General features: G+C 63.0%; 13 protein-coding genes. 8 read left to right on the plus strand and 5 right to left on the minus strand.

Annotated elements, in window-relative coordinates:
* The first annotated feature begins 1 nt into the window (after position 1).
* Positions 2–2,029, plus strand: coding sequence for a VWA domain-containing protein (locus tag IAE77_RS09520; protein WP_294225248.1), 2,028 nt, complete (start codon positions 2–4; stop codon positions 2,027–2,029).
* A gap of 101 nt (positions 2,030–2,130) precedes the next feature.
* Complete coding sequence (locus IAE77_RS09525) at positions 2,131–4,680, plus strand: BatD family protein (RefSeq protein WP_294225251.1); 2,550 nt, start codon at positions 2,131–2,133, stop codon at positions 4,678–4,680.
* Between the two features lie 307 nt (positions 4,681–4,987).
* Here the strand turns inward: IAE77_RS09525 and IAE77_RS09530 are convergent, their stop codons facing one another.
* On the minus strand, positions 4,988–5,521 hold the full coding sequence (locus IAE77_RS09530; protein WP_294225254.1) for a ferritin: 534 nt from the start codon (positions 5,519–5,521) through the stop codon (positions 4,988–4,990).
* A 155-nt stretch (positions 5,522–5,676) separates the two neighbouring features.
* Between IAE77_RS09530 and IAE77_RS09535 the strand changes: the two genes are divergently transcribed.
* Positions 5,677–6,963, plus strand: coding sequence for an MFS transporter (locus tag IAE77_RS09535; RefSeq protein WP_294225257.1), 1,287 nt, complete (start codon positions 5,677–5,679; stop codon positions 6,961–6,963).
* Between the two features lie 9 nt (positions 6,964–6,972).
* Here the strand turns inward: IAE77_RS09535 and IAE77_RS09540 are convergent, their stop codons facing one another.
* On the minus strand, positions 6,973–7,344 hold the full coding sequence (locus IAE77_RS09540; protein ID WP_294225259.1) for an ATP-dependent Clp protease adaptor ClpS: 372 nt from the start codon (positions 7,342–7,344) through the stop codon (positions 6,973–6,975).
* Between the two features lie 135 nt (positions 7,345–7,479).
* On the opposite strand from IAE77_RS09540, the gene IAE77_RS09545 reads away from it, so the two are divergent.
* Positions 7,480–7,737: a hypothetical protein gene (locus tag IAE77_RS09545; protein WP_294225260.1), complete on the plus strand. Its 258-nt coding sequence runs from the start codon at positions 7,480–7,482 to the stop codon at positions 7,735–7,737.
* Positions 7,738–7,743: 6 nt separating this feature from the next.
* Here the strand turns inward: IAE77_RS09545 and IAE77_RS09550 are convergent, their stop codons facing one another.
* Complete coding sequence (locus tag IAE77_RS09550; RefSeq protein WP_294225263.1) at positions 7,744–8,295, minus strand: hypothetical protein; 552 nt, start codon at positions 8,293–8,295, stop codon at positions 7,744–7,746.
* A gap of 117 nt (positions 8,296–8,412) precedes the next feature.
* Between IAE77_RS09550 and IAE77_RS09555 the strand changes: the two genes are divergently transcribed.
* The 4 genes from IAE77_RS09555 (at position 8,413) to IAE77_RS09570 (ending at position 14,090) form a co-directional block, all read left to right on the plus strand.
* Complete coding sequence (locus IAE77_RS09555) at positions 8,413–9,972, plus strand: PA14 domain-containing protein (RefSeq protein WP_294225540.1); 1,560 nt, start codon at positions 8,413–8,415, stop codon at positions 9,970–9,972.
* A 19-nt stretch (positions 9,973–9,991) separates the two neighbouring features.
* Complete coding sequence (locus IAE77_RS09560; RefSeq protein WP_294225266.1) at positions 9,992–11,530, plus strand: hypothetical protein; 1,539 nt, start codon at positions 9,992–9,994, stop codon at positions 11,528–11,530.
* A gap of 84 nt (positions 11,531–11,614) precedes the next feature.
* Entirely contained in the window at positions 11,615–12,337 is a 723-nt protein-coding gene (locus IAE77_RS09565; protein WP_294225269.1) for an ABC transporter ATP-binding protein, read from the plus strand.
* Positions 12,338–12,389: 52 nt separating this feature from the next.
* Positions 12,390–14,090 carry a hypothetical protein gene (locus IAE77_RS09570; protein ID WP_294225272.1) on the plus strand — a complete coding sequence of 567 codons (1,701 nt, stop codon included), beginning with the start codon at positions 12,390–12,392 and terminating at the stop codon, positions 14,088–14,090.
* Positions 14,091–14,117: 27 nt separating this feature from the next.
* On the opposite strand, the gene IAE77_RS09575 is transcribed toward IAE77_RS09570, so the two are convergent.
* Both IAE77_RS09575 and IAE77_RS09580 read right to left on the minus strand, forming a co-directional pair.
* On the minus strand, positions 14,118–14,690 hold the full coding sequence (locus IAE77_RS09575; protein ID WP_294225275.1) for a hypothetical protein: 573 nt from the start codon (positions 14,688–14,690) through the stop codon (positions 14,118–14,120).
* A gap of 63 nt (positions 14,691–14,753) precedes the next feature.
* Positions 14,754–15,419, minus strand: coding sequence for a M23 family metallopeptidase (locus tag IAE77_RS09580; protein ID WP_294225278.1), 666 nt, complete (start codon positions 15,417–15,419; stop codon positions 14,754–14,756).
* Positions 15,420–15,442: the final 23 nt, after the last annotated feature.

Consider the following 15,442-nt stretch of genomic DNA (forward strand, 5'->3'; position numbering starts at 1 on the left):
CATGACCTTCGCCCATTCGCATCTGCTCTGGTTCCTGCTGATCGTCCCCGTGCTTGTGGGATTGAAGCTGTGGGTGGACGCGCACGGCTCGCACGCGGAACGCCTCTTCACCGCAGCCCGCCTGCGCCCGGCGTTGGTGATCGGCCGTTCGCTGGGCCGCTCCTGGCTGGTTTACGCGCTCTACACCCTCGCGATGGCCTGCCTGGTGCTCGCGGTGGCCCAGCCACGCTGGGGAGAGGAGCAGCTCGAAGTGCCGGACAAGGGGCGCAACGTCTTCGTCGCGATCGACACCTCGCGATCGATGCTTTCACGCGATGTGGCTCCTGATCGTCTCACGCGTGCACGGCTGGCCGCTCACGATCTGATCACGGAGCTGCGGGGCGAACGCGTGGGTCTGCTGGCCTTCGCCGGACGCGCGTATCTCCAAGCGCCGCTCACCACCGATCACGACGCCATCATGGAGTCGCTGCAGTATTTCGATCACACGATCATCGAATGGGGCGGCAGCAACATCGGCGACCTGCTCGATGTGACGCTGCGGGCGATCAAAAACCTGCCGAAGAGCAACTACGCGCTCGTTTTGTTCAGCGACGGCGGCGATGCCGACCAGAACCTCGTTCCTTACATCCAGCGCCTCACCAGCGCCGGCGTGATCATCATCACCGTCGGCGTCGGCACGGAGGAAGGCACGCTCATCCCGAATCCCGAGATCGAAGGCGACTACGTGCGCGATGAGGCGAACAACGTGGTGCGCTCCAAGCTGGAAAGCGGCGTGCTGCAGCAGCTCTCGTCCGCGACTGGCGGCCGTTTCCTGAAACTCGGCACCCAGCCGCTGACGCGCAACGCGATCCAGCCCGTGCTCGACCGCCTGACCGAGCAGCAGTCGGCCAACCGCCAGACCTCCCGGCCGATTGAGCGTTTTGCATGGCCGCTGGGTCTGGGTATGGTCTTTCTCATGCTCGCCTGGATCATCAGCTCCCTGCCACGCCCGGCCGCACGTCCCGTTGTGCTGGCGTCGGCCGTCATCGCCTTCCTCCCTGGACCGTCCGCCGAGGCCAGAGGCCTGGAGGAGACCTTGTTCTCCCTCATTCAACGCAACGATCCGACGCCTGCGGACGCACGCGAGGCGTTGGAACGGGGTGACTACGCCAACGCGCGGGACCTGTATCGCAAACTGCTCGATGAAAAGGCCTACAACGACGCGGCGCGGCAGGAGCTGCTGTATGGCCTGGCCTCCGCCGAGCATGCGATGACGAACTACGACGGCAGCGTGAAGAATTTCAGCGAGGTGCTGCACACGGAGGACACCACCCTGCGCGCACGGGCCCACCGCGGCATCGGCCACACGCTCTACGACCAGGGGGCACGCGGCCTGCAGCAGCAGCCGAAGATCACCATCCAGCGCTGGACGGATGCCTTGCGTCATCTCGATGCGGCGGTCGAGATCGATCCCGGCAACAAGGAACTGCGTGAGAATCGCGACCATGTGGCCGCCGCGCTGGACGAATTGCGCAAGGTGATGAAGCAGATGGAGCAACAGCAGCAGAACGGCCAGGGCCAGAAAGGGCAGAAGGGCCAGAAGTCGCAAAAAGGACAGAAGGGACAGGAAGGCCAGTCCGGCGAGGAAGGAGACGAGGGCGATGAATCCCCTGGCGACGAAGGCAGCGACCCGAACAGCGACGGCCAGAAGAAGGAAGATGAAGGCAAGGGCGAGAAGAAGGAAGCGGACGACGGCATCGGCGGCAAAGACGCCAAAGAACTGCCCGAAGGCCGCATCCAGGCCGCCGACAGTGGCAAGGAAGGCGAAGAAGAGGGCAAAAAGGGCCAGCAGGGCCAACAACCCGGCGAAGGTGGCGGCGACGAGGAGAAGAAATCCGACAAAAAAGGCGCCGCCTCCAACGATCGCAATCCGCGCACCGGCTTCACCCCGGGCGAGGCCGAGGGCATCATCCGTCAATACATGGACGAGATCACAGCGCCTCTCACCAACCGCTACCATACCCCGCCACCCAACAAGAAAGACTGGTGATGCGGCAATGACGAATGACGAAACCAGAATGACGAATGAAATCCCAAGCCCGAATGATTCAAAGCCCCCGACGGCACGCTGAAAGGTCCTGGCTTTCTGACATGAAAAAATTTCCAGGCATTCGTCATTCGTCATTCGGATTTCTTCATTTCGCCGCCCTTTTCCTAGCGTTCACGGCGACGTGCGTGACTGCGGCGACCGTCCGTGCCTACATCCAGCCGGACCGCGCCCAGGTCGGCCAGGTGGTCACCTATGTGATCGCGGTGAGCAATGGCACGATCAACGCCCCGCCGCAGTTGCGCCTGCCCGTGCAGATCGGGATGAACTCGGGCATCTCCAGCTCCCAGAACATCGAGATCCGCGGCAACGAGCGGGTCTTCTCCACCCAACTGGCCTGGGGAGTCGCCGGCACGGAGCCGGGGGAGTTCGTGATCCCGCCGCAGGACGTGCAGGTGAATGGCGAGACGATGAAGACGAACGAAGTGCGGCTCATCGTCACTGAACCGCCTTCCACGCCCGGCGGAACAGGCGCGGACGCCAACGCTCCGCTGCTTCAGATCGAGGTGGGAAAGACGGAGGTCTATCAAGGCGAGGTGGTGCCGATCAGCGCCACTTTTTTTGTCCCGCGCAGCGTGATGCTGCGTCGTGTCGGTCTGATCGATGTGAACAAGAGCGACTTCGCCATCGCACGTTTCCCGCAGCAGGCGGACCAGTCTGAAACCGTGATCAACGGCGTCGGCTACAGTGTGATCACCTACCGCAGCACGCTTTCCGCCCTCCACGCGGGCGAATTGAAGGTCGGCCCCGCCAGCAGCGAGCTGCTGTTCGAGGTTTATCCAGAGGATCCGCGCCAGATCCGCCGTGGGATGCCCTTTGGCATGTTCATGGGCAACGGCGAGACGCGCAAACAGGTGGTCAAAAGCCAGGAGGTGAAGCTCAAGGTATTGCCGCTGCCGGAGGGCAAGCCCGCCAACTTCACCGGCGCAGTCGGCGACTTCAGCATCATCGCCTCGGCCACGCCGAACGAGCTGGCGGTGGGTGATCCGCTGGCCGTGGACATCACGATCGAGGGTTCGGGGAATTTCGACGCGCTGAATCCGCCCACCTTGATGCCGCCGGACGGCTGGAAGGCCTATCCGCCACGTCGCTACAACGTGGATGGCCCGATCGATCCAAACCTCACGCCCACCGCCCACCGCCGCATCGGTTACTCGATGGTTTTCGTGCCGGAAAAACAGCACAAGGAGCTGCCGCCGTTTGAACTGAGCTACTTCAGTCCCACGCAGAAGAAATTTGTCTCCGCCCGCACGGAACCCATCGCCCTGCGGATCAATCCGGGCACCATCGCGGCCAGTGCGGATGCCACGACGGGCGCTGCTGGTGCTCCGCCGACGCCGCCAGCCGTGCAGCAGCCGAAGCCGAACATCAGCGACATCCTCATGACTGTGCCTGCCCAGGCGACGTGGCTGAACACGGCTGCCGCCAGCGTGCCTCTGACGAACAGCATGCGATTCTGGGCCATCCAGTCGATTCCTGCCGGCCTCCTGATCCTCTCGGCACTGGTGGCGTGGTTCCGCCGCCGTCGCGAGGAGGCCACCAGCGGCCTGCGGGGTGAATTGCAGCAGTTGTGGCGTGGTTTGGAGGAACCGGGGCTCAGCGACCGCGATTTCCTGCAACGAGCGGCTCATTTCATCCATCGCAGCCAGCCGGGCGATGTGCAGGCTCCGGAATTGCAGCAGATCATCCAGCGTTATGAGACGCAGAGCTTCACCGCGGCTCCTGCGGCGGATCAAAAGCTCGATTCTTCTGAACGCAGCCGCGTGCTGGGCGTGCTGGCCCCGCTTCTGAAGCGCGTGTCGGCCATGATCGCGGTCATGGCGCTGCTGACGACCATTTCGGCATCGGCGGCGGACGAATCACCCGACGCCATCTACAAGCAGGCGCGTGAGGCGCTGGCGGCGGGCAAGTTCACCCAGGCGCAGTATCTTGGCGAATCCCTCACCCGCCGCGATCCGCCAGCCCTCAGCGCCGCCGTGTTCGCGATCATCGGACATGCACGTTACCGGCAGGAGGATTTCGGCCGTGCGGCGCTCTGGTATCAGCGGGCGGAGTTGCTGGAGCCACGCAATCCCGAGACACGGCAGAACCTGCGTCATCTCGACGAAAAACTGCGCTTCTTCCGTTTCGACGAAGGTTCTCCGCTGGAGGAGTGGAGTCTGTTGCTCAGCAAGAACACCTGGATCATCGCTGCGTCAGCCGGCGCGTGGATGATCCTGCTGGCGCTGATGCGCTGCATCCTGTGCGCTTCGCGGCGCGTCTCGGCCGGGGCCTGTGCGCTGGTGATCAGCATCCTCGGCCTGCTTGTCCTCGTTCCTTCCGCCGCCTTCGCCGCGATCCGGCCGGGGCCAGGCCAGCGGGTGAATGACATCGTGGTGATTACCGCCAAGGAAACCGTCAGCGCCTTCACCGCCGCCACGCTCACCTCCGGCAGCGTGATCGATCTGCCGCCAGGCAGCCAGGTGCGCCTGCTGGAGAAACGGGGTGCCTGGAGCTATGTCGAGGTCCCCAGTGGCAGCGAACCGGTGCGCGGCTGGGTGGAAACGGCGACATTCACGCCGCTGTGGCCGTGGGATCAAGCCTTGCTGCCCTGACGTTGCAGGATGCATCCCCAGTGCCGCCAAAACAGGCGTTTTGCACACCCGTCACGTGTTTCGCCGTGACGTTGCAACCCCCGTGAAACGCTGATTTCCAGCGAGAAGCAGCGGCATGGGCGGGGTTGGCACGCGCCTTGCACCCTGACAAGGCACGACAGGCAGTCCGGTGAAACGGAACTGCCTCCCACCATCGAATTTTTACCCCAGAACCGTTGCGATGCCGGCTTCCGCATGCCGTCAGCGCAAAAAAACAGAAGCCCCGTGAGGTCTTGAACCTCACGGGGCTTTTTCCATCGAAAACGCTTCACCTGTCGCCGCCGAAGTCTGTCTTCCCTCCGCCACCGCCAGCAGGCCGGCTGCCGGCTTCGCGATCCAGCACCAGCAGGCTGGCAGGGTCGTTGCCGGCGAGTTTCAGGCGGTCGAGCATGTCCCGGACGGTCTTTTCCTCCTCCATCTGCTCGTTGAGGAACCACAGCAGCAGGTTCTTCGAGGCGTGATCCTTCACCTGTTCGGCAACTTCGAACAGGTCGTTGATCTGCTGCGTCACCTTTTCCTCCTGCTTGAGGCTGTGCTCGAACACATCGATCGGGGACTGGAAATCGCTTTTGGGCGTGGCGATGGACTGCAGCTCCACCTTGGCATCGCGATCGACGACGTACTGGTAGAACTTCAGCGCATGCATGGTCTCCTCCCGGCTTTGGGCGAACATCCACTTGGCAAAGCCGGCATACGGCGTGCCCTCGAACCATGCGGCCATGGCGAGGTAAACGTAGCTGGAGGACATCTCGTTGTTGATCTGCTCGTTGAGCAGCTTGGTGAGTTTGGGATTCAGAGTCATGGCGCGTCAGGTGTTGGGTTGTGGTGTGATTGAACCAGCAATCGAAACGCGGCGCAAGGTTGCGCGGATGGATTTTTACGAGGGAAAAGGTGATAATGAGACGCGGAGTCACCGGTGCCGATGAATCGCTTTTCTTTGGGCCTGTTTGCGCCACCATGGCGGCCTCCTGGATGCCTGAAGATTCCGCCTTACCCCCTCACGCGCATCATCCGCCCATCGTGCGGCGGAATTTCGTCTGCCACTGCTTTGAAGGCGGTCTCTACATGGGCGGACTGGCCTTCCTGCAACCGGAGACGGTGATGCCGAAGATGGTGGAGCAGCTCGGCGGCAGGTCGAGCATCGTGGCGATCATGCCGGCGCTGCTGCCGGCGGCGTTCGCGCTGGCCGGTTTGTTCGTGTCGCCGGTGGTGGAGAAGCTCACGCACTTCAAGCCCTGGGTGATGTCGTTCGGCCTGTTGCAGCGGCTGCCTTACCTGGTGACGGGCCTGCTGCTGTGGAATGCGCAGGATGCCGGGCCCTGGCTGCTGCCGGTGGTGGTGCTCACGCCTGTGGCCTCCGGCCTCGTGGGTGGTGTGGGCGTGGTGGCGTGGATGGAAATGGTCACGCGCATGGTTCCGGAGCGCATCCGGGCCGCTGGCTGGGCCTCCCGCTACATCATCCAGGCGTGCATCGGCATGGGGGCTGGAGCGGTGATCCACCAGGTGCTCACGCACCTGCCAGGACAGCGCGGTTATGCGCTGCTGCATTTGATCGCCTTCGGTTTTCTGTTCCTGTCGTGGCTGGCGCAGGTCTTCATGCGGGAGCTGCCCTGCACGCATCATCATGCGCCCCACCACACCGGCAGTTACTGGCGTTACCTGCGCGGCCTGCCTTCCCTGCTCCGTTCGCAGCCGCAGTTGCTGAAGATGATCGCCGCCCGTTTCACCGGCACGGGTTATTTGATGCTGGTCTCGTTTCTCACGCTGCACGCGCTGCACACCACCGGCAGACCGGAGGCGGATGAAGGCCATTTCGTGTCGTTTCAAAACATCGGCACCATTCTGGGCAGCATGCTGGCGGCCTGGCTGGGTTATCACAGCGGCGGGAAGGTGCTGCTCATCCTTTCACGGATCATCTGCGTGATTCTTTGCGCCTGGGTCAGCGTGACGGAGAGCTTCAGCGGCTTCACGGCGGCCTATTTCGTGTTTGGTTTCGGCCTGTTCCTGGATCGCGTGGGTGATCTCACGCTCACGGCCGAGCTCTGCCCGCCGGACCGCCGCTCCACGCTCCAGGCTGTGCTCAGTTTCTGCAATGTGTGGTCGCTGTTGCTGGCCACAAGCCTGGGGGGCCTCATTTACACCTTCAGCGGTTCGTTTTACTTCGTCGCAATGGCCGCCGCGGCTTTCTCGCTGGTTTCCATCGTGGTTTTGAGCCGCATTCCAGAACCGCGCGAACGACGCTGAAAACGTTCATCACTCCGAGCACTCGATGATCGCTCCCATCGACCCGCGGCACTCCGGGACGCGTTTGTCCGGACCGTACTCCTCGATCTGCTGCTGCCGCAGCTCGGCCAGTTCCTTGTGAACGGTCGCCACGATCACGCGTCCGCAGGCGTTCACCTCGCGCGCCATCCTCAGTGCCAGCTCGTGACCGTGGCCAAAGATCGCACCCAGCATCTCAATCACATACTCATGCGTGTGGACGTCGTCATCGAGCAGGATCACGTGCCAGGGCGGCTCCAGCGCAGGCGGCGAGGCACGTGGCAGTGCCAGCGGCTTGTGCGGCGCCACGCGCGGCCTGGGCGGCACCGTGCCAGCGTCACAGACTTCGATGGGAAAAGACATGCCGGCACTATGCTCTCACCCGCGCCGCTCTCAAGCGTCCTCATGCCCGCCTCAGGCTGCCATTTGATGTGCGGTGATTGCGATGGCGGAATTCCTGGCTTGCCGGAACGCGGCCCTTCATGGCAGTTTGTTTTCATGAATCCGTCCATCTGCCGCACCCTCAGCACGATTTGTTTCCAGGCTGGCGTCCTCTCCATCCTGCTTTCCATCTGGATCTGGTGGTTTCTCAATGGAGATGCGCCCGAGGAACAGGCCCATGCCGAGCGTTTCGGCATTTTCGTCGGCTTGTGGGCACCCACGCTGCTGATTCTCTCGAACCGCTTCGACCGCTACGCTGACAAGGCGAAAGACGTGCCCGGTTTGAAGGAAAATGGTGAATCAGGCGCCTCCTGAACCGCCTCAGAGCGGCTCGCGGCCCACCATTTCGACGTATTGCTGCTTCAGGCTGTTGTAGGCCTGCTGCCACTCGTCCACCACGCGCTGCAATTCCATCACCTGCCGCTCCAGCGTGCCGATCCGCGACTGCTGGGAGGCGTCGCCGGGCAGTTTCTTGTCATCCGGCCACTGCGTGCCCAGAAGCGTGGTGGCGGCGCTGCGGACGTGGTGCGGGCTGGCTTTGAACCAGGCGAGTTCGGAGAGCCGCGACTCGCTGTTGTCCACGCAATTGATGATGGTGACGTTTTCGTCGATCTCCCCCGTGGCGAGGAATTCCTGGATCGTCGCCACGTTCGTGGGGCCGTAGAGGTAGTTGTCCGGCATCTGCACCAGCAGATCCATCTGCAGCTCCGGCACCATCGGCGCGCGCATCCAGCTCATGCGTCCGTCATTGGAGAGCTTGTCCAGCGGGGACACCTTGGCATCAGCCGCCCAGCCACGCAGCGTTTCGAGATCGATCGGTCCATAGACTTCTTTGTCCGAGGCTTTCAGCAGGTGCCAGATGCGTTCATTCATGCGGTTAGATAACCAAAATCACGAACCGCAGCCAAGCCCAAAGTGGACTGACACATGCAATCGTTCCGTTTTTCGACGCAAGACGGCCGGAGGCACCTTCGTAAACCCGCGCCCGTGATGATCCGCCCCCTTTCTGCCCTCCTCCTCGCCACGGCCTGCGCCTCCGCGGTCGAACCTGCCGCCTTCACCATCAAGACGATGACGGCGCAGATGAAATACGACACCACGGAGCTGCTGGTGCAGCCCGGCCAGCCGGTGAAGCTCGTCTTTGAGAATGGCGACGACCTGCCGCACAACCTCGTCTTCTGCAAACCCGGCACCGACACGGCCGCCATGGCACTGAAGCAGATGGAAAAGCCGGACGTGGCGCTGAAACGCAACTGGCTGCCCGACGACCCGCGCATCTGGCTGCACTCGAAGATGCTCAACCCGCATGAAAAGGAGGAGCTCAGCTTCACCGCGCCCGAGAAAGCCGGAACCTATCCCTACGTCTGCACCTTTCCTGGCCACGCGCTGACCATGCGCGGGGAATTGAAGGTCGCCCCCATGGGCGGCGGCCTCAAAGACCTGCGGTTCGCGCTTTATCTCGGGGATTGGACGGTGCTCCCCGATTTCTCCAAGCTGAAACCGCATCGCGAAGGCCAGGTGGAGGACAACCTGCTCCAGGTGAAGCTCGACGACTACAAGAACGAGTTCGGCGTCGTCTTCACCGGCACGCTGGACGCGCCCAAGAAGGGCTCCTACCGGTTCTATCTCTCCAGCGACGACGGATCCCGCCTGTTCATCGATGGCAACGAAATCATCAGCTACGACGGCATTCATCCGGCGGGCGACATCAAGGAAAAGGGCCTCACGCTCAACCAGGGGCCGCACGAATTCCGCCTCGAATACTTCCAAGGTGCCGGACAGATCGAGCTCTACGCCGCCTGGAAAGGAGCGGATTTCCAGATCACCCCGCTTTCAAGGTGGCTGCACCCGAACTGGAAGGGCGGCGCCAAAAAGCAGAAGGACTACGCGCCCATTCCGATCACCGTGAAGGAAGAGCCGGTGATCTACCGCAACTTCATCCAGGGCGCCGGCAATCGTGCCATCGCCGTCGGCTATCCGGGTGGCATCAACATCGCCTGGAGCGCGGAGAGCATGAATCTGGCTGAATTCTGGCGCGGGGCCTTCATCGATGCCTCCCGTCACTGGAACTCACGCGGCGGCGGCCACGAGAAACCGCTGGGATACGATGTGATCCTGCCGACAGGCGAGGCGACGCCCGCGCTGTTCGTTGCTGACAAGCCCGACGCCGAGTGGCCGCGGTGGGAAAAGGGGAAGCGCCATGACGGTTTCGCGTGGAAAGGCTACACGCTCGATGCACGTCGCAATCCGACCTTCCGCTACACTTGGAACAACGCCGAGATCGAGGAAAGCTTCACGGCGCAAGGCGATGGCAACAAGCCCGATGGCAAGCCAACGCTCATCCGCAGCGTCAAGATCACCGGCGAACTGCCTGCGAATGCCTGGTATCGCGTCGGAGCCGGTCGTTTTGAGGCCAAGGACGGCTCCTTTGCCCTGGTGAGTCCGAAATCCTTCCGCATCACCGCCCCCGGCGCGCAAATCGCCGGCACCAATCTCGTGATCCCGGCCAAAGCGGGCACGATGACCATCACTTATCAGTGGGCGCAGTAAACTCTCACGCGACGCCGTCATGAAACGCACCTTCTTTTTGCCCCTCGCTCTCAGCACTTCACTGCTTCTGCCCTCCGTAGCCTTGGCGAAGGATGGGGCTGATCCGGTCGAGGCCGACTACTACAAGATCACCACCTTCCAGACGCCGAAGGAGACCGCCCTGGAGGTCGGATCGATCGACTTGCTGCCGGACGGCAGGCTGGCGCTCGGCACACGCCGTGGCGAGATCTGGATCGTCAGCGGCGCCAGCAGCAACGACCCTTCACAGGTGAGCTACCAGCTTTTCGCCTCCGGTTTGCACGAGGTGCTCGGCATCGCCTACAATCCGAAGGACAAGAACCTCTACGCCACCACACGTTACGAGATCACGCGGCTCAAAGACGTCGATGGCGACGGCCGCGCCGACGTTTTTGACAACGTGAATGACAGTTGGGGCGTCTCCGGCGACTACCACGAATACGCCATCGGCAGCCGATTCGACAAAGCGGGTGATCTTTGGGTCACGCTCTGCCTGACCGGCTCGTTCAGCAGCCAGGTGCCCTTCCGCGGCTGGGCGCTGCGGGTGAAACCAGACGGCACCATGGTCCCGACCTGCTCCGGCATCCGCAGCCCCGGCGGCGTCGGATTCGATGCGGATGGCGAGGTCTATTACTGCGACAACCAGGGGCCATGGCACGGCTCATGCACGCTGCAGCACCTCGTTCCGGGCTCATTCCAGGGACATCCGGGCGGCAACGTCTGGTATGATCTGGCGCCCAACATGGGACCGAGGCCGGTCGATCCGGTCCCCGAGGCCTTCCAGGGGGATCGTGGCCGCAAAGAAGACCGTCCCGGCGGCGATCCCGACCGCATGGTGAAGGAACGTGAGCGCATCAAGCAACTGCTGCCGCCTGCCGTGTATCTCGTGCACGGAAAGATCGGCAACAGCGCCAGCGCGATCATTTGCGATACCAGCGGCGGCAAATTCGGCCCGTTCGCGAAGCAGCTCTTCGTCGCCGACCAGTCGCACAGCAATCTGAGCCGCGTCTTCCTCGAAACGATCAACGGCATCAAACAGGGCGTCGTCTTCCCCTTCCGCGGCGGCTTCAACAGCGGGCTGATCGGCGGCCGCATGGATGAGGAAGGCCGCGTGTTCGTCGGCGGCAGCGACCGTGGCTGGGGCGCACGCGGTGGAAAGCCGTATTGCTTCGAAAAGTGCGAATGGACCGGCAAGACGCCCTTCGAGGTGCACGAGATGCGCGCGAAGGACGACGGCTTTGAGCTCACCTTCACCCAGCCCGTCGATCCTGCGACCGCGGGCGATGTGAAGAGCTACTCCATGCGCGAGTTCACCTATGCCTACCGTGAACAATACGGCGGCGACGAGATCGATGAGATCCTGCCCAAGATCACCGCCGCCCAAGTCGCTGCGGATGGCAAATCGGTGCGTCTGACGCTCTCACCGCTCACCAAAGGCCACATTCACGAACTCCACCTCGACGGCGTCCGCAACACGGAGAAGCAGCCGCTGCTGCACACCGTGGGCTACTACACGCTGAACGAGATTCCGGCGAAGTGAGCGGCTTCGGAGGCATGGAAGCGTCGCTGTGGCCGATGCGGGCGTTCCTTGACGTTCGTTCGTCGCTCGGCCTAATCCGGCCGCATGCACATCGAGCTCAGCGACCTGTCGAAACGCTTCGGCCACACCATCGCGCTCGACCAGGTCAGCCTCAATGTGCCGCCCAGTTCGATCATTTCTGTGATTGGTGAAAATGGCGCAGGCAAATCCACGCTGCTGGCGCTGCTCGGCGGCATTCTGGCGCCAGACGAAGGCCTGATTCGTTTCGACGGCCAGACTTTCAGCCGGGAAGTGCTCGAACTGCGCCGGCGGCTGCTCTTCACCCCCGACACGCCCCTCATGTTCATGGACCGCACGGTGGCGTCGAACATCGCCACTCTCGCGGATTTGTATGACGCACGGGTTGAAAATCACGAGGCAGAGCTGGTTTCGCTGCTGGAGGAGACCGGGATCGCCGCCTTGATGGATCGAAGCGCGGGCTCGTTGTCACGAGGGCAGTTGTGGAAGGCCTTTATGGCCTGCGTGTGCGTCATCCAGCCGGAATTGTGGCTGGTGGATGAACCCTTCGCCTCCGGCATGGATGCGATCGGCATGGGCGTGTTCCGCAGGCTCGTGCGCCGCATGACGGAAGCCGGTGCCACCGTGATCTACACCACCCAGATGGTGGATCTGGCAGCGGATTTCTCCGATCACGTCTGTGTGCTGCGGCATGGCCGCGTCGCGCTGTGGGAAACGGGTGAGCGGGTCCGTGAACTGATCGCCGCCGGCCCGGAAGGCCAGGAAAACGTGCTGCGCGGCCTGCGCTGACTCTTTGACGATGTTCTTCCACCATCCAGAAGCCGAGGCGGATCTCCGGCGCATGGCAGCCAAGGCCCTGCGCGGGGCGAAGATGCAACCCTCTGACCACCAATGGTGGCCGCGGGTGACGGCCGGCCTGAAGTTTGTCGGTTGGGAAACCTTGATCGGCTTCCTCATCTGCCTGCTGGCTGGGTGGAACGAGCCGCAACTGGGCCAGGAAGGCTGGCGGGACTTCATGCTGGCGGGCGTGGTGGTGGTCACCGTGCGCCTGTCCTCCCAGCGCTTCTACTGGCTGATGCAGTCGAGTCCGACGACGAATGTGCTGTGGCAACTGCCTGTCGCCGGACGTGACATCGTCCGCTGGGCACGTGGCGTGTATTTTGGCGGATTGTGGAAGCTGCTGCCACGAATGCTGGTCACCTCCTGGGCCTGGCTTGGTTTCCCGCTGCCTGCGCTGGCCTGGCCGCAGATCGTCTGGAACGGCCTCCTGCTCTGGCTGGTGATGATCGCCTGCGTGATGCATGACAGTCCCTTTTCCACCCTGGGCCGGCTGATCGCAAAGGCCTGGACCGGGGCCTTGATCGTGTGGGGCAGCCTGCTGCTCTACGCGTGGTGGTGGGAGAAGAGCCACGCGTCCGGCCAGCCGATCGCTGAATGGGTGGTGGCGCTCTGCAGCACGCTTTCCTGGCTCCTGCCAGCCCGCTGGGCCATGCACGCGGCCGAAAGCGGCACCGAACTGGCTTTGACCCTGCTGACTCTCCTTTCGGGAGCCGTCCTTTGGTCGGTCTTTCCTCTCAGGGCGGCGATCACCTACGATCTGGTGTTTCCAGAGGACGGTGGCGGTCCTCCAGACACGACCGACGGCGAATCGCGTGCCCCGGAGGACGATACGGACGACGAACCCGGCGTTGTGCTCCCGGAAACGGCTGCCTCGACGACTGTGGACGTCCTCGCTGCCATCCAGCAGGCCCGGGCAGACGAACAGCCCGCACACAACCGCGGCTGGATCGAGAAACTGGCGCTGCGCTTGATGAATGACCGGGATCGCAAGCTGGCCGCCATCGTGGCCGGTGGAGTGGCTGGATGGACCAGCCTCTGGTGGAAGGCCATCCCCATTCTGACCCTGCTCCTGCTGGCATCGTTTCTCATCATGACCTTCAGTCCGCCCTGGGTCAGGGAGACGGCGGAAATGTGGGTCGTCGTCCTGCCACTCAGCGCCGTGGCCCTGCTTGCCTTCCCTCTGTCGAACGGCATTCCGTACGCCACGTTCTCGTGGCCGCTCGGTCATGGGTCCATGCCCTTCTTCGCAGGCCTGCCCTTGCGGATTCACGACCTGATGCGCCTTTCGCGGCGGATCACCCTTGCCCGCATGACAGGACTGGTGGTTCTGGTGCTGCCAGTGATCGCCGCGCAGGCACTCATTCTCGATCGGGCACGCGGGATTCCGGTGCTTTGCGGCATCGCCCTGTCACTCTCGGTGTTCTGGATTCTGATCAGGCCGCTGTTCATCTACTACCGGCTCCAGCAGATGTCGTCTCCTGCCCATGGTTTCCGATTCGGGCACTTCATGACGTGGTGGCTGATCTTCGCTCTGGGACTGGGAATCGTGATCTCAGGAATGCTGTGTGTCGCATTCGTGTTTTTCTCCCCGCTGTGGCTCCTGATCGCCGCCGGCTGCTCCCAAGGCATCTACGCGTTGTTTCACGCGCGGGCACGTTCACGCAAAGTCGATTGGGTCGTCAGTCCATTGCCTCCATCGTGATGCTGCCTCCTCCCGGCAGCCCCGGCGCTACCGCAGCGGCCGTGCTTTGGGCACATCCGTCAGGTTCATGACACGTTCCTGCTCCAGGACGGCCATGGGAGTCGCAACGGCAGGTGACTCCGCCTTCCGAACTTCCACGATGGGGATGCTTTGCGTCACCAGCGGCAGTTCTGCCCGCCGCAATTCCTCGCCGGGCAGCACCTGGGGAGCCGAGGTGGCCGTGGCCGGCTCTGCCCGCCGCACCTCGACCAAGGGGGCCATCGCGACTGATGGCGCCTGATAATTCTTAACCGCCGTCGTGATCAGCGCTGCCTTCGCGGGTGCGATGTCCATCGCCGTGTTGACAATCTTCTGCACCAGCGCGGGATCAGCGTTCACGGCGTCGATGGCGGCCGTCACGATCTCACTCGTGCAGCTCTCCCGGATGATGAGGGCCTCCTCCAGCCGCATTTCCAGTTTGGCCGGATTGGCCCGGATGGCGGCAAACAGCTCGGCGCTGAGCGATTCGCAGGTGATCTGTGCCGGCGTGGACTTCACCGGCTGCGCCAGCGCGGGCGAGCCCGTGACGGCCAGCAGACAGATGAGACAGATCAAACGCATGAGACGGGGTGGGCGGAGAATGACGGGTTCAAATCGTCATCCTTCAAATCATCTTTTCCAGATTCAGTCATTTTCTGGCGGCGGATTCAAGACATTCTCATCCGCGCCACGGTGCGCACGTATGAACACCTCTGGCGCAACGCGGTTCAAGGCGGTGTCAGCATATCCCTGGCCAGGATTGATGTAGGGCCCGACGCGCACCTCGAAATGCAGGTGCGCCCAGTAGCGACCGGCCGCGGTCCCCACGGTGCCGATCACGTCCCCACGCTGCACCACCTGCCCCGCCCTCACCCGCATCGACTCGAGATGTGCATATACGGTCTGCACCACGGGGCCGAGTTCGTCTCCGTCCGGCAATCGATGCGCGATGAGGATCATGTTTCCCCAGTCAGGGCTTGGAACGCCCGCATAGATCACCCGTCCTGCACCCGCCGCATGGACAGGGTCACCCAGATCGGAGTTTCCGCCGCCGATGCCGTTCAAATCATCGCCCAAGTGCCGCTGAATGCGAAACGCCCGCGCATTGTAGGTGAACGCGCCGTGCTCCGATCCCAGCGGCATGTCAAACCGCGTCGCCAGCGGCAGCGCGGCCATTTCCAGCGGCGTCAGCCGCACGAACGGCGGATCGAGCGGTTTCGCACGAACGCCCGACACCCTCAGCTCAGGCACGATCATCGCGACCATGGCGAGCGTCAGCAGCACGCAGATGATCCGCACGATTTTGTCCATGGGCGGACGTTTGACAGCGCACG

The organism is Prosthecobacter sp. (assembly GCF_014879935.1).
Lineage (GTDB): Bacteria > Verrucomicrobiota > Verrucomicrobiia > Verrucomicrobiales > Verrucomicrobiaceae > Prosthecobacter.